General features: G+C 71.1%; 13 protein-coding genes. 8 read left to right on the top strand and 5 right to left on the bottom strand.

Going from position 1 to position 19,678, the window contains the following annotated elements:
* The first annotated feature begins 35 nt into the window (after window positions 1-35).
* The 3 genes from AC559T_RS09540 (at window position 36) to AC559T_RS09530 (ending at window position 3,276) form a co-directional block, all read left to right on the top strand.
* A complete protein-coding gene (locus AC559T_RS09540) occupies window positions 36-689 on the top strand; it encodes a serine/threonine-protein kinase (protein ID WP_498868499.1) in 654 nt (217 codons plus the stop codon).
* A gap of 308 nt (window positions 690-997) precedes the next feature.
* Complete coding sequence (locus AC559T_RS09535; protein WP_498868498.1) at window positions 998-1,918, top strand: NHL domain-containing protein; 921 nt, start codon at window positions 998-1,000, stop codon at window positions 1,916-1,918.
* Between the two features lie 194 nt (window positions 1,919-2,112).
* Complete coding sequence (locus AC559T_RS09530) at window positions 2,113-3,276, top strand: glycosyltransferase (RefSeq protein ID WP_498868497.1); 1,164 nt, start codon at window positions 2,113-2,115, stop codon at window positions 3,274-3,276.
* Window positions 3,277-3,358: 82 nt separating this feature from the next.
* On the opposite strand, the gene AC559T_RS09525 is transcribed toward AC559T_RS09530, so the two are convergent.
* Complete coding sequence (locus tag AC559T_RS09525) at window positions 3,359-4,162, bottom strand: class I SAM-dependent methyltransferase (protein ID WP_498868496.1); 804 nt, start codon at window positions 4,160-4,162, stop codon at window positions 3,359-3,361.
* A 184-nt stretch (window positions 4,163-4,346) separates the two neighbouring features.
* Here AC559T_RS09525 and AC559T_RS09520 point away from each other — a divergent pair, with 184 nt between their 5' ends.
* On the top strand, window positions 4,347-5,327 hold the full coding sequence (locus AC559T_RS09520; RefSeq protein ID WP_498868495.1) for a hypothetical protein: 981 nt from the start codon (window positions 4,347-4,349) through the stop codon (window positions 5,325-5,327).
* A gap of 45 nt (window positions 5,328-5,372) precedes the next feature.
* Here AC559T_RS09520 and AC559T_RS09515 read toward each other — a convergent pair whose 3' ends face one another.
* Window positions 5,373-8,048 (bottom strand): ABC transporter permease subunit, encoded by a 2,676-nt coding sequence (locus AC559T_RS09515; RefSeq protein ID WP_498868494.1) that lies wholly within the window; start codon window positions 8,046-8,048, stop codon window positions 5,373-5,375.
* 224 nt (window positions 8,049-8,272) lie between these two features.
* Here AC559T_RS09515 and AC559T_RS09510 point away from each other — a divergent pair, with 224 nt between their 5' ends.
* The 3 genes from AC559T_RS09510 (at window position 8,273) to AC559T_RS09500 (ending at window position 11,338) form a co-directional block, all read left to right on the top strand.
* Window positions 8,273-9,040: an ABC transporter ATP-binding protein gene (locus AC559T_RS09510; RefSeq protein WP_112105960.1), complete on the top strand. Its 768-nt coding sequence runs from the start codon at window positions 8,273-8,275 to the stop codon at window positions 9,038-9,040.
* A 171-nt stretch (window positions 9,041-9,211) separates the two neighbouring features.
* Window positions 9,212-10,438 (top strand): ABC transporter substrate-binding protein, encoded by a 1,227-nt coding sequence (locus tag AC559T_RS09505; protein ID WP_498868493.1) that lies wholly within the window; start codon window positions 9,212-9,214, stop codon window positions 10,436-10,438.
* Window positions 10,439-10,498: 60 nt separating this feature from the next.
* Window positions 10,499-11,338: an SDR family NAD(P)-dependent oxidoreductase gene (locus AC559T_RS09500; RefSeq protein WP_368951859.1), complete on the top strand. Its 840-nt coding sequence runs from the start codon at window positions 10,499-10,501 to the stop codon at window positions 11,336-11,338.
* Between the two features lie 113 nt (window positions 11,339-11,451).
* On the opposite strand, the gene AC559T_RS09495 is transcribed toward AC559T_RS09500, so the two are convergent.
* The 3 genes from AC559T_RS09495 to AC559T_RS09485 form a co-directional block, all read right to left on the bottom strand.
* Complete coding sequence (locus AC559T_RS09495) at window positions 11,452-13,704, bottom strand: family 2 encapsulin nanocompartment cargo protein terpene cyclase (RefSeq protein ID WP_112105958.1); 2,253 nt, start codon at window positions 13,702-13,704, stop codon at window positions 11,452-11,454.
* Between the two features lie 62 nt (window positions 13,705-13,766).
* The gene (locus AC559T_RS09490) at window positions 13,767-15,179 is read right to left on the bottom strand and encodes a family 2B encapsulin nanocompartment shell protein (RefSeq protein ID WP_498868492.1); all 1,413 of its coding nucleotides are present in this window, start codon (window positions 15,177-15,179) and stop codon (window positions 13,767-13,769) included.
* Window positions 15,180-16,107: 928 nt separating this feature from the next.
* Window positions 16,108-17,097, bottom strand: coding sequence for an expansin EXLX1 family cellulose-binding protein (locus tag AC559T_RS09485; RefSeq protein WP_498868491.1), 990 nt, complete (start codon window positions 17,095-17,097; stop codon window positions 16,108-16,110).
* 801 nt (window positions 17,098-17,898) lie between these two features.
* On the opposite strand from AC559T_RS09485, the gene AC559T_RS09480 reads away from it, so the two are divergent.
* Window positions 17,899-19,467, top strand: coding sequence for an ABC transporter substrate-binding protein (locus tag AC559T_RS09480; protein ID WP_498868490.1), 1,569 nt, complete (start codon window positions 17,899-17,901; stop codon window positions 19,465-19,467).
* Window positions 19,468-19,678 lie beyond the last annotated feature (211 nt).

Genomic DNA, 19,678 nt, shown 5'->3' with positions numbered 1-19,678 from the left:
CCCGGCTGCGCCGCGATCCCCCTATTATCCGGGCAATGCGGACGCTTGACCTTGATCACGTCGCGGCGGTCCTTCCCGGGTACGACATCGGCGCGGAGCTCGGCCGCGGCGGCTTCGGCACAGTCCTGGCCGCCCGGCACCGCCTGATCGGCCGGCATGTGGCGGTGAAGGTGTTCCTGGACCCGTCGCCTGAGGCCGACCCGTCCGGCGGTCCCGGGGCCTCGGCCGGCACCGGGGAGAGCCAGAACCTCCGTTCCCGCTTCCTCGCGGAGGCGCGGGTCCTGGCAGGTCTGGACCATCCGCACATCGTGCGCGTCTTCGACTACGTCGAGCGGGACGGGCTGTGCCTGCTGGTGATGGAACAGCTCACCGGCGGCACCCTGCGCGCCCGGGCCGCCGCCGGGCTCCCGCCGCGGGCGACCTGTGCCATCGCGCTCGCCGCCGCGGCGGCACTGGACGTGGCGCACGGCCGCGGGGTGCTGCACCGTGACGTCAAGCCGGACAATCTGCTCTTCACCGCGGACGGCGTACCGCGGGTCACCGACTTCGGCATCGCCAAGATCGTGGAGGCCACGGCGGCGTCCACGACCGGCATGGTCGGAACCCCGAGATACATGGCTCCGGAGCAGATCACCGGCGCGCCGCTCGGCCCGGCCACGGATGGCTCGCTGCCGCCGGGATCCCCGTGAAGCTGCCCGACGACGTGCTCGGCGCGGCCGGACACCGGCTCGGTGACCCCCTTCCCGGCGCGGCCGCGGGTCACGGTTCCGCCCCCGGCGCCGGCCCGGGGCCGGCCTTCGGCAGGAACCCCGGCAGCATTCCGAGCCCGAGCCCGAGCCCGAGCCCGAGCCCGAGTCCGAGTCCGAGTCCGAGTCCGAGCCCAGGCCCAGGCCCGCGTCCCGGCCCCGGCCCGTCTCCTGGTCGTGCTCCGGCGGGCGGTCGCGGACCGACGAGGGGGCGGGGCCGGCCGCGGGCCGGTTCCCTCACAGCCGCCGCGGTGGCGGCGACGGCGGTCTGTGTCGGCGTGCTGACCATCGGCCTGGTGATGGTGCTGCGCGGTACCGGGAGCGACGGCGCCGCGGTCGCCGGCACCGGCCGTGCGGATGCCGCCCGGCCGGCCTCGCCGGATCGGCCCGCGTACTCCGGGCCGGGCCTGACGATCCCCGACCAGGACTACCTCTCCCGGATCGCGCTCGGCCGGGACGGCTCCCTCTACGTCACCGCCCGGCGCAAGAACGTCGGTGAGATCCTCCGGCTGCACCCGGACGGCACCGTCTCCCAGCTCGTGGGCACGGCGGCGCGGAAACCCGCCGGCGGTGCGGCCGCCGGCAGCGCGGCCGCCGGCGGTGCGGAGGACGGTGGGCAGGCGCCGGCCGTCCCGCCCGAGGGCGTCCCGGCGGCCGACCTGGCCCTGCTCGGGCCGCACGGCGTCGCCGTCGGACCGGACGACACGGTCTACGTCGCGGACAACTTCGGCGGCCGGGTCTACCGCATCACCCCCGAGGGGCGCGCCTTCGTCGTCGCGGGCACCGGATCCGACGACGAGGGCTTCACCGGCGACGACGGGCTGGCGGCGGAGGCCGCGATCACCCCCCTGGGCCTGGCACTGGCGCCCGACGGGAGCGTCTACATCGGCGACGGCCCGCGGATCCGGCGGGTCACGCCCGACGGGAAGATCTCCACCGTGGCCGGCAGACGTGACCGGCCGGGCACCTCGGGCGACGACGGCCCGGCCCGGGACGCACTGCTCTCGGACACGAACGGCCTCACCGTGGCCCCCGACGGAACGCTCTACGTCGCCGACTTCCAGGCACACACCGTCCGGAAGATCGCCCCGGACGGGACGATCAGCCACGTCGCCGGGACCCCGGGGAAGGCCGGCCACGACGGTCGCCGGTTCCGGCGGGACGGACGGTGATCCGGACGGCGCCCTGGCCACCGGCGCCGACCTGGAGGATCCCGCCGGTCTGGTCGCCGATCCCACCGGCGCGCTCTACGTGGTCCTTCTGCGCGGCTCGACTCTCGTCCGGGTCGACCCGGCGGACGGGATCGTCCGGACGATGTTGTCTCCGGCGGCCGGATGACGCCGCCTACGGTGCCAGACTGACCCGCGTGGACGTCCTCTTCGCGTCGTTGCCGGCATACGGGCACCTCTACCCGCTGATCCCCCTCGTGGTGGCCTGCCAGGACGCGGGGCACCGGGTCCGCCTGGCCACCGGCGAGCCCTTCCTCGGGGCGCTGCCCGTGCCGACCGTCCAGGGCATCCCGGCCGGGTGGACGTTGCAGTACGTGGAGCGGGAGACCGCCCGGCGGCACCCGGAGGCGACCGGGTTCGAGTTTCCCGTCGCCATGTTCGCCGACGTGACGGCGCAGGGCGTGCTGGACGCGCTCACCCCCCTGCTCACCGCGGACCCGCCGGACGTGGTCGTCGCCGAGAGCGCCAACGTCGGAGCCGTGCTGGCCGCGCACCTCGCCGGTATCCCCGCCGTGGCCTTCGGTATCGGGCAGTGGAGCCCCTTCGGTGAGGTGACCTTCCCCGCGGCGCTGGAGGCGCACCGCACCCGCTGGACCGCGGCGGGGCGCGCCGCTCCGGCCGGGCCGGGCGAGGTGATCGCCGCCTACCTCGAGCCGTTCCCGCCGGGCCTGCGCCAGGGGCCCGGCCCCGACGGTGTGCCGGTGCTGTCGATCCGCAGCACGGCCTGGGCCGACGAGCGGGCGCCGCTGCCCGGGTGGCTGACCGCTCCCGCCGAGCGGCCCCGGGTGTACGTCACGCTCGGCACCGTCTCGTTCGGCGCCGTCGAGGTGATCCGGGCGGTCGTCGACGACCTCGCCGCGCTGGACGTCGACGTGCTCGTCGCGGCCGGCCCGGAGGGCGACCCGGCGGCCCTGGGCGCGCTGCCCGAGCGGGTGCGGGTCGAGCGGTTCGTGGCCCAGAGCCGCGTGCTCGGCCTGGTGGACGTCGCCGTCCACCACGGAGGCTCGGGCACGGTGCTCGGCGCGCTGGCGAACGGCGTCCCCCAGGTGCTGCTGCCGCAGGGTGCGGACCACTTCCACAACGCGCAGCTGCTCGCCGAGCGCGGCGCCGCCCGGGTGTTCCACAACGAGGCACGGCGGCCGGGTGACGTCGCCGCGGCCGTCCGCGATCTGCTTGGTGACGCGCCCGAGCGCCGTGCCACCGCCACGCTCGCCGCGCAGATCGCCGCGAGCCCGACTCCCGCCGACGTCGTGGCGGCAATCGCCGCGATCGCCGAGGCCGCCGCGAAAACCCGGCGATGACGGCACCGGAGGACTGACCGGGCGCCGCGCCGCCGCGCCGCGAGGCCGCCGGGCTCCCGGGCCGGGCCGGCGGCGCAGGGGGCTATGCCGGTGCGCGGCCCCAGGCGATGGCTGTCGCGAAGGAGAGGTCGAAGAAGGCCGGGTCGGTGAGCAGGTCGAGGGCGCGGTCCACGGTGTCGGCGGTGGCCAGCCCGAGGCTGAGGATGTGCGGGCGGAGCCGGCTGAGGGTGAGCGCCCAGCAGTACGCGGACGCGTTCGCCCCGCCGGTGGTCGGCAGGTGGCTGGAGGTGCCCACGTCGACCAGGTGCCGGCTGCGCAGCGGGCCGGGGAACCCGCGCGCCCACGTCGAGTCCGTGCCGATCGTCCGCGCGAGGACCTGTTCGATGGCGGTCATCGCCTGGCGGAACGTCGGGTTGGGGGAGGAGGCCACCGGGAAGCTCGCGATCGACTCGACGACGATCGTGCCGCCCGGCCGCAGCCAGGACACCAGCCGGTCGAGGACCTGTTCGCGCTCGGGAAGGTGTTCGAGCACGAAGCGGGCGTGCACGAGGTCGAACGGCGCGCCGGGCGGCGCCGGGTCGCGGGTCACGTCGTGGCGCAGGACGGACAGGCCGGGCGCGCTGAGGCCGGCCAGGTGGCTGAGGTCGATGTCGGTCGCGGTGACCTGGCCGGCGGCGGTGACGCGGTCGGCCAGCCAGGCCGCCACCGACCCCGCGCCGGCGCCCACCTCGAGGCATCGCCACCCGGCGGCGACGCCGAGCTCGTCGAGGAGACGGGTCGTCACCGGGTCGCATACCGCGGCCATGGCGGCGAGCCGGCGCCGTTCGCCGTCCGCCGCGCCGCCGAGAACCTCGTCCGCGTACCGACGGGGCCAGGCGTCGTTCATCGTGTCCAGCTCCCCGTCCCGGCACCGGCGGAGCCCCGTCGCGTGAGATCGACAGGTATGGCGCGTGGCAGGAACATGTCGCATTTCTGACAGGAAATGATGCGCTATGCGACAGATCTTATTCTTTCGGTGTCGAAGGTCATCCGAGGCGCGGGGGTCTGGCATGGCGCCGAAGCGTCGCTTGATGTTGTCCCTGGCTGTACCCGTCGTCCTTGTCACCAGCCTTGCGGCCTGCGGCGGTGGCGGAGATTTCTTCCCGCAGGTCCCGGCCGGCAGCGAGACGGGGAGCTTCGTCACGCGGTCGGCCGCCCCGCCCCGCGCCCCGGTCGCGTCACCGACCCCGGCCAGGGCCACGCCCGAGGCCTACCAGCGGGTTCTGACGGATCTGGACACCGCGCTCGGCCCCGGGTTCGGCGCCATCGGTTCGGCCCAGACCCCCGAGGATCTCGCGGCCGCGCTGTCGGCCGTCGCGCTGAACCTGACCATCCAGGCGGACGGCCTCGACGACGTCCGGCCCCCGGCGGCGGTCGCGGCCGCGCACACCGGCCTGTCGGACGCGCTCGGCACGCTGGCCAGCGAACTCACCTCCCTGGCGGGCGACGCCCGCGACCGGGATTTGTGCACCGGTGGCTCCGGGCTGCCCCGGGCGGCCAGCGGTGGCGGCGGTCATCTGCTCCGGCTGGCCGTGCTGGGGCTGGCCACCGCGGATCCGGCGCACCACTACACGGCCGGGTCGTTCCTGCCGCCGGGCGCGCCGGACCAGACCCGCCGCCCGGCCAACGGCAGTCTCCCCGGCGGGCGGCGCGGCGGCTACGGCGAACTGACCGTCACCGCGTCCGGCGGCACGGACGCGGTCGTCAAGGTCCTCCAGGGCGCCGACGTCATCCGCAACGTGTACGTCCAGGCAGGCGCCTCGGCGAAGGTGGACGGGATTCCCAACGGCACGTTCGACGTGTTCTACACCGAGGGCACGGACTGGGACGACGCCAACCACCGCTTCACCCGCGACTGCGCCTTCAGCCGGTTCGACCAGCCGGTCACCTTCAGCACGACGAACCGGCCCGGCTCGATCGAGTACACGACCTACACGCTCACGCTGTACGGCGTCATCGGCGGCACCGCCTCGACCACCGACGTGCCCCCGAGAGCCTTCCCCGCCGGGTGACGCCGACCGCGGGCAGCCGGCCGGCGTCACCCGCGTCGGATCAGTTCAGTCCGGCATCGCAGCCTCACTCAGCACAGCGTCCGGCGCGGCCACGACGGCTTCCGTGGCCTCGCCGAGGTAGGCCTCCCGGACAGCGGGATCGGCCCGGACCTCCTCCGGCGTCCCGTCGGCGAGGACCTGCCCCTGGTGCAGGACGACGATGCGGTCGCAGGCGGACATCACCAGCGCCATGTCGTGGTCCACCACCAGGACGGCGAGGCCCTCCTCGTGCGCGAGATCGCGCAGGTTCGCGGAGAGCTCGCCGATCTCCGTCATCGACAGGCCGGCGCCGGGCTCGTCCAGCAGCAGGACGGCGGGGTTGGCGGCCAGCGCGCGGACGATGCCCACCAGCCGCCGCCTGGCCATCGGCAGCTCGGTGGGCAGCCGGGGGAGGTCCTCGGCCAGCCGGAAGCGCTCGACCGCCGTGTGAGCCGGGGCGGGCAGCCGTCCGTCGGTGTGGCCGGCGTTCTCCGCCGCGACGCGCAGGTTCTGCGCGACCGTCAGGTCCTCGAACAGCTCACCCGCCTGGAAGACCCGGCCCAGCCCGGAGCGGGCGCGGACGTCCGGCCCGTCGCCGTTGAGTGATCTCTCGCCGAGGTGCACGCTCCCGCTGGTCGTCGGTGCGAAGCCGCCGATCGCGTCGAGCAGGGTGGTCTTGCCTGCCCCGTTGGGGCCGACCAGCCCGGTGACGATCCCGGGCAGCGCGCGCAGCGTGGCGGCGGACACCGCGGTCACTCCGCCGAACCGCACGGTCACGTCGTCCGCGACCAGCGCGCCGCCCTCCCGCGCGGGCTGGGTCCCCTGCGGGAGCGGGGCCGGGTCGTTCTGGAACCGCTTGTGCCACGCGACGCCGTTCTCGTGCACGAGAACGGTCAGGACCAGCGCGGCGCCGAAGATGGTGGCGTAGTTCTCCGCGACGAAGCCGATGTGGAGCTGGGAGATCAGCAGGTAGACGAGGCCACCGAAGGCCAACACCCCGCCGAGCAGACCGCCTGTGATCGACGTGACCCCGGCGATCACGGCGAGGCTGACCAGGTTGATCGACTCCATGAAGGAGAACTGGGTGAAGGTGACCGAGGAGCTGCGGAAGCCCAGCAGCACGCCCGCCGCGCCCGCCAGGGACGACGAGATCACGAACGCGGACAGCTTCGCCCGCGCGATGTTGATGCCGACCGACGCAGCGGCCCGCTCGTTCGTCCGCACCACGAGCAGCCGGCGCCCCAGCCTGGACCGCCGCACGACGGCCACCACCACACCGGCGACCACCAGCCAGAACAGGGCGACGAACCCGTACCTGTCGGGATACCGGGCGGCATCGACGTCCAGGCCGAACACCGTCGGCAGATGCGGCTGGGAGCCGGTGATGCCGCCGGTGTAGTGGGTGCTCTCGAAGAGGACCCCGGAGACGGCGACGGCCATTCCCATGGTGAGGATGCCGAGGTTGATGCCCCGCACCCGTAGCGCGGGCAGGCCGACGAGCAGCCCGGCGATCGCGCCGACGGCCGCACCGGCCACCGGCGCCAGCACGAACGGCAGCGAGTAGTCGAGATCGAGCCGCACGGCGGCGTAGGCGCCGAGCCCGGCCACGGTCATCTGCGCCAGGCTGATCTGGTTGGCGTACCCGATGAGGACCACCAGCGACAGCACCAGGATGCCGAAGACGATCGACAGGATCGCGGCGTCGCGCCACTGGGCGTCACCGACGAGCAGGACGACGACTATCCCGACCAGCGCGAGGCCGACCGGGATGGGCCGGAACAGTCCCGCGGCGACGGGTGCGGCGGGGACGGCCGGCAGCCGGTTGCTCGCCCTGTCCCGGCGCAGGGTGAGGATGGCCATCACGGCCACGAAGGGAACCGTCTGCGGCCAGCCGAGCTGGAAGCGGCTCGGGACGTGCTCGGCCACCAGGTGGGTGACCACGCTCTCGCCGACACCGAGGGCGATGCCGCCGGCCAGCGCGAGCAGGTAGCTGTCGAACCGGCCGAGCAGGGCGGCGGCCAGCGCGAAGGCCATCACCGTCATCATCGCGGTGTCGAACTGCCCCACGATGGGGGCGACGAGGATGCCGGAGGCGGCGGCCAGCACGGATCCGAGAGCCCAGTTCAGGCTTCCGAGCATGTGCGGCGAGGCGCCGAGGGCCTGGGCGGCGGACTCGTGCTCCGCCATCGCCCTCGTCATCAGCGGCAGCCGCGCCCACGCCGACCAGGCTGACAGGGCCACCACGACCACGACCGCGAGCGCGAAGATGATGATTCGCTCGGAGGGGATCGTCTGGCCGAACACGTCCACGCCCGAGGACGGGAAGGATGTGTCGGGCACCCGCTGGGCGCTCCCGAACACCGAGTGCGCCAGACCGATCAGGGTGCCAAGGATTCCCAGGGTCGCCACCATTCGCGAGAGCTGGGTGCGGTGCCGGATGATCCTGATGACCAGCAGGTAGACGGCGGCACCGAAGACGGCGGCGCTCAGCAGCGTCAGCACCGCGGCCAGACCGGCCGCCATCCCCTGGTCGTCGCGCAGCCAGTAGAACACCAGCGCGCCCCACAGCGCGATGCCGCCGTGCGCGAAGTTGATTGTCCGTGACCCACGGTGGATCGCCACGATGCCGACCGCGCTTACGGCGTAGACACCGCCGACACCGAGCCCTAACAACGCGAACTGTAAGACGGCCCGCAGATCCATGGAACCCCCTTGGCTAATGCCTGAATTAGTAGCGAAGCGATTCGTGCCGCGTAATCGCCCCGCCCGTCCCGACGAGGGCTATTGCGGACCCTTGCGCAAGAGCGTAAGCTCGTGAGCGCTCACTCGCAAGGGTGTGCGGCGGAATCGTCTGATGGTGAAGTTGCGTTCCGCAGTCTTTCGGTAGCGGCAGGCGACGCTCACCCTCAGGGTACGGAGGATCACGGATGGCCGAAGCGGATCAGATTGCCTCGTCGGCGATCCCGGGCGGCGGCCCGGTGAAGTCGACGGCCGCCGCCTCGACGGGTGCCGGCCCGCCGGCCGCGATCGAGGCGCGCGGGCTGGCCGCCGGCTATGGGCGGGTTCCGGTGTTGCGGGACATCGACATCAAGGTGCGGCCGGGTGAGGTCGTCGCCCTGCTCGGGCCGAACGGTGCCGGGAAAACCACGCTGCTGCGGACGCTCGCCGGGTACCGGCGCCCTACGGGCGGCGACGTTTTCCTGTTCGGCGCTCCTTGTAACCGGGTTCCGGTGTACAAGCGCTGTCGCCAGGGCGTGTCCTTTATGGGCGAAGAGCGGCATATCTTCCCCGGTTTGACCGTTCGGCAGTCGCTTCGTCTCGTCCGCGGCAAAAGCGGCCACCAGGAGCTGTTCCCGTCCCTCGACCGGCGCATCGGTCACCGCGCGGCCCTGCTGTCGGGCGGTGAGCAGCAGATGCTGGCCCTGACCCTCGCGCTCGCCCGGGACCCGCGACTACTGCTCATCGACGAGCTGTCACTCGGCCTCGCCCCGCTGGTACGTGAACGCCTGCTCGACACCGTGCGGGCGACCGCCGACCGCGGCGTCGGCGTGCTCGTCGTGGAACAGAACGCGAGATCGGTGCTGAGCCGCGCCGACCGGGCCTACGTCATGCGGCGCGGCGAAATCGTGGACGAGGGTCCAGCGCAGAGGTGGCTTGACGATCTCGACGGCCTCGCGGCGCTCTACCTCTCCTGACAACGGCGACCTCTCCTGAAAACAGCGCTGCGCGTCCGGCGTCGGGGCTCCTGGGAACGCCCGGCCCGTGAGGTGGCCCGATCACGCGCTGATATCTGATCGCTGGTCGTCAGACTGTTCATCCCGTCCTGCTGTCGTTCTGGTTTATCAATTGAAAGCTGGGGGCTGGTAATGCTGAAAAAAATTGCAAGAATTCTAGCGGTGATGCTGTCGCTCGCGATGGCACTTGCCGCGTGCGGCAGTGGGGGTAGTGATGACGGCGGGTCCGCTGATTTAGCGAGTGGCCTGACCGGTGAGCCGATCAGAATCGCCTCGATCGCGGGTATGAGCGGTGGGGTGAGCAGCAACCCCGAGTACGCGGCGGGGGCCAGGGCGGCGGTACGGGGAGTCAACGAGGCCGGTGGGATCGACGGTCGGCCGCTTGAATTGAAGCTCTGTGACAACCACCAGAACGGGACCGACTCGGCCAACTGCTTCCGTGAGATTCTCGGCGATGACAGCATCGTCGCGATCGCGGGCGCGTCGGACAACTACCACGACGCATCGAAGGCGCAGATCGAGGCGGCCAAGATGCCGCTCATCGGCCAGTACCCGGTGTCGAAATTCGACCTCACCAACCCGCTCGCGTTCAATGTCAACGGCGCTGTCGTCGTCGGGTTCCACGGCTTGGCGCGGGATGTGGTCTCCAGCGGTGCCAAGCGTATCGGGCTCGTCACCCTCGACATCCCGACCGCGGACGTCATCCGCAAGACCGTCGGTGACGTCTTCACCGAGGCCGGTATCGAGGTCGTGAACAATGTCCAGCTCGCGCCCTCCACGGCTGACCTCAGCGCGCCGGCCCAGCAGGTCACGCAGGGCGACCCCGACGCGGTAGTGTGGTTGACCTTCGCGGCGCAGACCAGCGTTGCTGTCAAGGCACTGCGGTCGACGGGCTATGAGGGGACGGTCGCCTTCGCCGGCAGCGCGTTCGAGAAGAGCCAGATCGAGGAGATGGGCGCCGGTGGCCCGCTCACGGTCGGTCTCGTTCTCCCGCCGGCCTGGGACACTTCCACTCCGTATGGGAAGCAGTTCAACGAGGACATGAAGGCGTACGAGCCCGATGGCAAGATCGACGAGCTGAGCATGAACAGCTGGCTCGGCATCAAGATCTTCGCTCAGTTGGCGGCTACGCTGCCGACGGTGGACAGAGCGTCGGTCCTCGCCGGGATCCAGAAGATGTCCGATGTGGAAACCGGCGGCCTGACCCCGGCCATCGATTTCTCGAAGCCCAGCTCGCTGCCCTACGCCGCCATCTACAACCCGGCGTACACCACGGTGCACGTGAAGGACGGCAAGGTGGACTGGACGGGCAAGTTCTACGAGTTCGGGACGGGCAAGGAGCTCACCACCGCCTCGTAGTCCGACCAGCCAGGACGATCGACGGCGTCACACCCGTCGTGGACATAGGAGAAACGCGCCATGACATTCCCGGGCCGCCTCGACGGCAAGGCCGCGATCGTCACGGGCGCCGGGTCCACTCCCGGGCCCGGTGTCGGGACCGGGAAGGCGACGGCGATCGTCCTGGCCCAGGCCGGCGCGAGCGTCCTGCTTGTCGACATCCACCCCGAGCGGGCCGCCGAGACCCTCGAGGTCATCGAGAAGGACGGCGGCACCGCGGCTGTCTTCGCCGGTGACATGACCAGCTCCACCGACGCCGAAGGGGCGGTGCGCGCGGCGGCCGACCGCTTCGGCTCGGTGGACATCCTCGTCAACAACATCGGCGTGGCGATCGCCGGGACGGTCGCCGACACGTCCGAGGCGGACTGGGACAGGTCGCTGGCCCTCAGCCTCCGCACGGCCTTCCTCGTCTCGAAGCACGCCGTCCCGGTGATGGCGGCGCAGGGCGGGGGGTCGATCGTGAACATCGGGTCGATCGCGGGGTTCCGCGGAACCGGCAACGCCGGCTACTCGGCGGCCAAGGGCGGGATGCACGGGCTCACCGTCGACATGGCGTACTCGCACGGCCGCCAGGGCATCCGGGTCAACGCGGTCGCCCCGGGCCACATCACCACCCCGCTGATGTACTCCGTCCTCGGGGAGACCCCCGAGACCGAGTACCGGCAGCGGCTCGCCGCCGAGTCCACGATGCTCGGGACGGAGGGCACCGGCTGGGACGTCGCCCACGCCGCCGCCTTCCTGGCCAGCGACGCCGCCCGCTGGATCACCGGGGTGGTCCTCCCCGTCGACGGCGGCGTCACGGGCGTCACCCCGCTGATCATGGCCGACCGCCTGCGGGCCGTCCCGGCCCCGTCGGCCTGACCCACGCCGCCGGCCAGCCCATCCTGCCGGCCCATCCTGCCGGCCAGCTCGACAGCCCGTCCCCCGTGCACCGCCGGCCGCCGGTCCAGCGGCCGGCGGTGTGACGTCCGCCTTCAGGAGCCGGTCAAGGCGGTCGGTTGCCCCGATTTTCTCGATATCGTCCGTCGGATGTCGGCCGCCGACGTGCCGAGACCGACCGGCCCCCCGAAGGGCCGCACCCCGGCCGCCGGGTGGTGGCGCAGCTCCGCCTCGTCGTAACGCCGCGTCCCCTGGTGCCAGCGGAGCACCCCGGCCAGCCAGCTCTTCAGCTCGCCCACGTACCCCCGCAGGACGTCCCGTGCCTCCTCCGTCAGCTCGTAGGTGTCGAAGAGGGCGGGCAGCTCGACGTCGACGACGTGCTCGAACTCGCGCAGCCGCGCGGTCATCAGATCGTTGACCACGCCGATCGCGCGTTCGGCGCCGCAGCCGAGGAAGTTCTGGACCACGAGGACACCGTTGTGGATCTCGCCCTCGAACTGGATCTCCTTCTGGTACGAGAAGATGTCGTTGAGCAGGCAGGAGTAGTCGGCGGCCGAGTTCTCGAGCGCCCTGACCGGCCGTGCGCGGTAGATCTCGGCCGGGACGACCCGCCCGTGCCCGAGCCGGGAGAGGCTCATCGTCAGTTCGGAACCGAAGGTCCGGCGCCGCATCTCGATGTAGTCGACCGGGTCGGGGATCCGGTTCTGCGCCTGGTTCGCCAGCTCCCACAGCCAGCTGTCGAGCATGATGCAGACCGTCCGGCGGAACGTGCGCCGGGAGTCGGGCGTCATGTCCCGGGTGGTGCGCGGCCACAGGTCGGCGAGGCCGCGCTCCAGCCCGCCGACCGGGACGGGCAGCGGGCCGGGCTCCACCGGCATGAGCTCCTTCAGCCGCTCGGTGCAGGCCCGCGCGCCGGCCAGGTCGCGGGTCCGTCCGTACAGGACCGGGTAGAGGTCGTCGGCGTAGGTCCCCCAGGTGAGCCATCCCGTCGTCAGGTCCAGCTCCGCGGCTGTCGCGTCCGGATGGATGGCCGCGGAGCACAGCGCGAAGTCGGCCGCCCGGAGCTTGTGCTCGTCCCAGATGCCGGGTACCGGGTCGAGAAGCCCGACCGCCGCCGACCATTCGACGATGTTGTGACGGGCTGCCGCCAGATGCCGGCTCTCACCGGTCGTGAACGGCATGTAGAAGGCAGGGAGCTTCACCGGCCCCACGACCTGGTGCGGGACGTGGGTGAAAGCGCGCATCCGGGCGGGCGCGGTGGCCAGCAGCGACGCCGCGATACGCACCGCCGACGTGCCGAGCCCGGTGGCATCCCCGGGAAGGTTGCCGGGAACGGGCCCGGTCGCCCCGGACTCCGCGTTCATGTAGCGGCTGGACCGCATGTGCCATTCATGGCCGCCGGCCTGCCAGTCCTGCAGCCCCTTGACGTACGCCAGGACGTCCCGCCGGGCGGTCGGGGTGACGCCGTGCTCGTCGAGCACCGGCGGCAGCTCGGTCACCGCGGTGTGCTCGAACTGGTGCAGCCGCGAGGTCAGCAGGTCGTTCACGGCGTCGGCCGCCTGCTGGGTCGGACACCCGAGGAACCGCTCGAGCACCAGGACGCCGTTGCTGAGCTCGCCCTCCTCCTGCACCTCCCGCTGGTAGGAGAACAGGTCGTTACGCAGGTGGACGGCGTCGGAGAAGGTGTCCCGCAGCACCTGCGCCGGCCGGGTCGCGGCGATCGCGTCGGGCACCTCGGCGTCCGCGGCGTGCTCGACCAGGTTCGCCGACCAGGGCGCGCCGCCGACCTTGCGCCGCATCTCGATGTACTCGACCGGGTTGGCCAGCCGGTTCTCGTCGATGTTGGCCAGCTCCCACAGGGACTCGTCCAGCAGATGACGGGTGCTCGTCGCGAACCGCCGCCGCCAGGCCGGCGTGCGGTCCGGGACAGTGCGGGACCACAGGTCGGCGAGGCCACGCTCGACCGGGTTGGCCGGCTCCGCGGTGACTGCGCCCTCGACCGGCATGAACAGGCGCAGCCGGTCGAGATACCGGCGGGCCCCGGCGACGTCCCGGCCGCGCTTGTAGACCTCGAGGAAGTGGTCGTCGAAGTAGAAAACCCAGACGTACCAGTCCGTGATGAGATCCAGCCGCGCCTCGTCCGCGTCCGGATGGGTGTACGCGCACAGCAGCGCGTAGTCGTGGGAGTCGAAGTCCTGCCCGCTCCAGATCGCCACACCGTCCTGCGGTACGTCGATCATCTCCATCTCCCCGGCCCACGCCCGGCTGTGCACGCGGGCGTGCTCCAGGTTCGGATTCAGCCGGGGTGGATAGGGCAGGTAGAACTCCGGGAGCGTGAAAGGCTGCATGCGCCGGTCAGAACCTTCCTCTGCCAGAGATTTCCGGTGTCCCGAGGGAGTGACGCCGCTTTCTAATGCCCGATCTCGACGTTCTCGAGGACACCGAGCGCATCCGGCACGAGGACGGCCGCGGAGAAGTAGGTGGTCACCAGGTAGGAGATGATGGCCTGCTCGCTGATGCCCATGAACCGCACGGACAGGCCGGGCTCCAGCTCGTCGGGCAGCCCGACGTGGTGCAGGCCGATCACGCCCTGGTTCTCCTCGCCGGTCCGCATGGCGATGATCGACGTCGTCCCGGCGGCACTGACCGGGATCTTGTTCACGGGCAGCAGCGGAACCCCGCGCCAGGCCGGCACGTGCTGGTCGTGGAACAGCGCGGTGGCCGGGTAGATCCCGCGGCGGGTGCACTCCCGCCCGAACGCGGCGATCGCCCGCGGGTGGGCGAGCAGGACGTGCGTGCTGCGCCGGCGGCTCAGCAGCTCGTCCAGGTCGTCCGGGGTGGGGGCCCCGTCACGGGTGTGGATGCGCTGGCGGAAGTCGGCGTTGTTCAGCAGGCCGAAGTCCCGGTTGTTGACCAGCTCGTTCTCCTGCCGCTCGCGCAGCGCCTCGACGGTGAGCCGCAACTGCTGCTCGATCTGGTTCATCGGCTCGTTGTAGAGGTCGGCGACCCGGGTGTGGACCCGCAGCACCGTCTGGGCGACGCTGAGCTCGTACTCCCGCGGCGCCAGCTCGTAGTCGACGAACGTCCCGGGCAGGGCGGGCTCGCCGGAGTGCCCGGACGAGATCGCGATCTCCGCCTCGCCGGCCCGGTTGTGCGGCGGGCGCGGGCGGGCAAGGTAGTCGTCCACGTGCTGGCGCAGCTCCGGCGACTGGTCGAGAAGCTCGGCGAACCGCTGGCGCGGCAGCACCAGGGCCGTCGTGCTGGTCACTGCGCGCACCGAGAACTCCCAGGTGACGGAGTCCTCGACGAGCACGTCGTCGCCGAAGTACGCGCCGTCGGCGAGAATCCCGAGCGATCGCGGGTCGTCGTAGTGCCCCGGCGCGACCTTGTCCACCTTGCCGTGGGCGATGACGAACAGCTCGTCGGCGGCGTCACCGGCGGTCACCAGCGTGTCGCCGGCGGCGAACTCGCGCTGGGTGAACCGCTCGGCGAGCGCGTCGAGCACGTCACCCTCGAAGCCGCGCAGCACCGGCAGCTCACGGAGCTCCGCCGGGACGACCCGCACGTCCGAACCGGTGTTGACGACGGTGATGAGGCCGTCCCCGACGACGTAGCTCAGCCGCCGGTTGACCCGGTACACGCCGCCGGCGGCCTGCACCCAGGGGAGGACACGCAGCAGCCAACGGGACGAGATCCCCTGCATCTGGGGGACGGACTTCGTCGTCGTCGCGAGGTTGCGCGCCGCGGCCGTACCAAGGCTCGACAGCGGCTGGCCGGCGGCACCGTCCTGGACGTCGGAGCTGGCCTGCGCGGGCGTGGTCATACTAGCCACCTATCTCTGGTCATTCAGGGGACTCTGGTCATTCAGGGGACGAGGGCGGGACTCCGACACCGGCGCGCGCGGGGGAGCTCCTCAGCACGGTGAATCCCCCCGGGAACCGCGACGTGCGCGGTCGGCGTCCTTTACTGAGATCCCGGCGCTCGGTCGAGGCCGGATCCCGGCGCGGACCGGCGCCACGGACAGAATTGCAGGCAGAACTACATGACGAAGTGCAGGCGGAACATCGAAAGAACGCGAAGGCTTGTGGCGGCGCGCCCGGAGGCGCGATCGGTCTTTGTTGTGAAGCTGCGCGTACGATGAATACTTCGGTGATCATCCCCAGGTGTGAAACCCGGCGCGCCCGGGACCGTTTTCAGCCCGCGATGCAGTTTCCGCCGCGGTGCGGCGCGCAGTGGAAGCCTTTCGTATCGATCGTCCCGATGGCAAGCACTCCACGGAACCAATCGAATCTGGTCCCTGGTGATTGTCCTCCCTGGTCCCTCGAAATTGTCCTACCGATCACGCGGTGTCACGGAGGTGATCCGGCGGACGTCCCCTGCCCGGCCCGTTTTTGCCAGTAGCCGTCGGCATATATCCAGAAATTTCCGGGTGTCTACGATTCGTACCCGTCAAATCCTCAGTGCAGTTTTCGGTGCACGCTGGGTAATGGTCCCCGGCGGTGTACTAGCCGTATCTGCTTATTGATGTCGGCCGATGGTGAGCTGTAACCACTAGCAATCGTGCTGACAGATGGTCACAACGGCGGGCCACATCCGGCGCTTCCGGCCCCCGCGGGCCAGCGACGGACCATGCGCCGGCCACCAGCCGACCGACGCCCGCCTGCCCGCCGAGCTGTTCGCCTGTCCGTCCGCCGGCCTGCCGTGGCGCGGCGGCCCCCCGCCCGCCGCGCCACGGTTCCGGCGGCGGTTGGTCAGCGCCGGGCGAACTGGGTGCCCGTCGTCTGCACCGAGGCGGGTGCCAGGTTCACGGTCTCGACAAGCTGCTCGCCGTAAACGTCGGTGATCCGCACGGTGAACGGCCCCGGGCCGAGACCCTGCGGTGCCACGAAGTAGTTCCACATCTCCCGCGGCAGCGCCGTCCAGGCGCCGTTCACCCGAACCTCGAGCGAGACGACCGGATTGCGGTGGTTACGGACCTGAATGGCCAGCCAGTAGGCCGACGACCCCTCCTTGACCCGGAACTGGACGGATCCGATGTCAGCCGGGCTCACCAGCCGCCAGGTGACGTCGACCAGCCCGGGCACGCCGCCGGCGATCCGGGCGAAGGCCTGCTGGCTCAGGTCGAGATGACCAGGACCGCACTCCGGGCACCGGTCGGTGACCTTCACGACCGTGGTGCCACCGGGTCCGGTGACCTCGATGTACGCGCCGCAGGCGCGGGCCGTCTCGTAGTCGAGCTCGTTCATCGCCACTACCGGCATGGCCGGGTCGGTCAGCCGGTCGAACATGCAGTTGCCGCCGCCGTCCGCGCCGTAGTGCGTCGCCGGACCGGTGCGGACCACACCCGGCTGGATCCGGCCGGGTGTGACCGGCACGGTTGTCGGCCCTGCCGGCGCGCCTGTCACCGAAGGCTGGCCGGGCGGCGCCGACGGACCGGTGGGCGCGGTCGAGGCACCGGTACCCGGCCCGGCGGTGCCGCCGATCGTCGGCCCGGCAGAAGGAGCGGGGCCGATCGAGGGCACTGGGGTGACCGAGGGCGCTGAGCTGGCCGTGGGCACCGAGGTGGGCGTGGACGACGGACCGGGCGCAGACGCCGCGGTCGCGGTGCTGACCGGGTCGGGCTCCGGCGGACCACCGCCGACCGCCGGTTGGCAGCCGGTGGCGAGGACGACGACGGCCGCCGCCGCCACGCCGAGCAGGGCACGCCGAGCCGGCGAGACGAAACCTGGGGCGGGGGACATCGGAACTACCTCCGTGGCCGGAGCGCCGACGACAGCCGGCGCCGCTCTACCCCTCCCCGGACCTCGCACGCTAGCGGGTGTCGCGATCAGCCGTCGAGCGCCCAGGGTAGCTACGAGAACACTGTGGCGATCTCGAGGTCGCATGTTGTGTCGCGTTGGTTCTGGTATGTCCAACTGTTCGGAGGTCCGTGTACTGTGCAACCGCCGTCGGGTGGCGTCCGGGTCGGCCGTACAGGATCGGCTCGCGCCCCCTGCCGCCTGTCGCCGCGGGGGCTCCGGCCCAGGTGGCCCGGAGGGTGCCGTGGTCAGGCCGACCCGTTTCTGTCGTCGCCGGGTATTGCCGAAACACAGATATTGGTGGCATCCTACCGACACTTAGCCGGCGCCCTGGGGAGGACGAGGTGGATTCTGGTATAGCCGGGGGCGCCGCGACGGGGCGAGTTGGTTCCCGATATGCGGATGCGGTTACCGGCGAGTACCTCACCCTCGGCGGTGTTCCAAAGTCACCATGGCCGAGGCCCGGCATGAGCCACGGCCCACCCGGTTCACGGAAGTAAGCCCCGCTAAATAACCCGTACAGACCGGTCGATGGCTCTCCGTGCGCACGGAGAGCCTGACTTTCCGGCTCGACGGAACTTGACGGAATGCGTCGCGATGGCGGGTCGTCCGCCCGCGAAGCACCGCCTTCTCCGCGGCCGTCCGGACCCTCTCCGGTCGGCTGATCCGTCGTCCCGGCGCGCCCTGAAGGGCGTTGACCGATCGATTCTCTGATTCCGCCACGTACATAACGAGAGGTCACTGATGGCGCGTAAGAAGCGATTACTCGGCGCGGCCGTGGTCTGCGTCGCTACCCTTGTCCTGGGAGCCTGCGGGGGCGGTGATTCCACCACGGCCAGCCCGGCCAGCGATGCCTCCAGCAAACCCGTTTCGGGTGGCATCGCGCGAATCATCATGACGAGTGACCCGACCAGCCTGGACCCGGCATCGCTGGCCAACCAGGCACCGATCACGGCGGTGCTGGGCAACGCCCTGTACGGCACGTTGCTGACCACGGACGAGACCAGCAAGGTCGGCTACTCGATGGCCGAGTCCTTCACCACGACCGACGGCGGCGCCACCTTCGAGCTGAAGCTGCGCCCTGACCTGGTCTTCTCCGACGGTACGCCCCTCAACGCCGCGGCTGTGAAGTTCAACTGGGACCGCATCAAGGACCCGGCCACCGCGTCGTCGAGCCTGCCGGAAGCGGCAATGGTCGCCTCGACCGAAGTGATCGACGACCGCACGATGAAGGTCACGATGACCACGCCCATCGCGGCGTTCGCGCAGGCGGTTGTCGGCACGGTTCTGAACTGGGTGGCCTCGCCGGCAGCCCTGCAGAAGGGCAAGCAGTCCTTCGACGAGAAGCCGATCGGCGCGGGACCCTTCACCCTGCAGAGCTGGACCCGTCAGGCCGAGATCAAGCTCACGAAGAACCCACGCTACTGGGACGCGCCCAAGCCCTATCTCGACGGGATCACGCTGCGCACGGTGCTCGAATCCAACCAGCGTTACAACACTCTGACCAGCGGCGGCGCTGATGTTTCCATCGAAACAAACTGGATCAACCTCGGGAAAGCCGAGGCCGCTGGCCTCCCGTCCGACCTGCTGCCGCTCAGCGGTGGCAACTTCCTGGCGCTCAACACGCGCCGAGCCCCGTTCGACGACATTCGGGCGCGGCAGGCCGTGTCCGCGGCGCTGGACATCGACGCGCTGAACCTGGCCGCCTACAACGGGAAGGGCAGTGTCGCGGAGACGCTGTTCACCGATGCCTCACCCTTCTACTCGAAGACGCAGCTGAGGTCCACCGACCGGGCGAAGGCACAGCAGCTCTTCGACGAGCTGGCGGCCGAGGGAAAGCCGGTGTCGTTCACCTTCTCCAGCTATCCGACCAGTGAGAACAAGGCGATCGCGGAGAACGTCCAGGCCCAGCTCAGCAGCTTCAAGAACGTCAAGGCCGAGGTCGCGATCATCGATTTCGCGAAGGGCGCCGCGCTGCGCTCGACCCACGACTTCGACATGGTCATCTCGTCGGCGGCCTTCCAGGACCCCGAGCCGCGGCTGCTGGCGAACTTCACCGGGAACTCACCGGCCAACATGTCCGGTCTCGCGGACCCGGAACTGGATGCGGCCCTGCTGGCCGGCCGGACCGCGACCTCGGTGGCCGATCGTAAGGCGGCCTACGACAAGGTCCAGGCGCGACTGACAGCGATGACGCCGGTCATCTTCCTCATGCGATCGGCCCCCGGCGCGATCGCGGCCAAGAACGTCAACGGCCTCAGGCAGTACGGCGCCGGCTCCCTGCTGCCCGAGGAGCTGTGGATCGAGAAGTAGCCCCCGCGGTGGCGCCCCGGGACCGCCGTGCATCTCACGGCCCCGGGGCGTCAGCGTGTCCGCGGACGCCGGCCACGGTGGTGGCCGTCCTGCACCGTGACACCAGGTCCGCACGACGGGCATCCGGGAGCGTCTGACGCCGCGTGCCGACACCCCGGGCAGTGGAAGACCACGGGGCCGCGCCAGGGAACCGTCGGCGGAACCGGCAACA

Origin of the sequence: Frankia sp. Hr75.2, assembly GCF_949319125.1 — a bacterium.
Taxonomy (GTDB): Bacteria; Actinomycetota; Actinomycetes; order Frankiales; family Frankiaceae; genus Parafrankia; species Parafrankia soli.
Note: the sequence above shows the minus strand (reverse complement) of the source record. Positions and strands in the feature narration are given on the sequence as shown.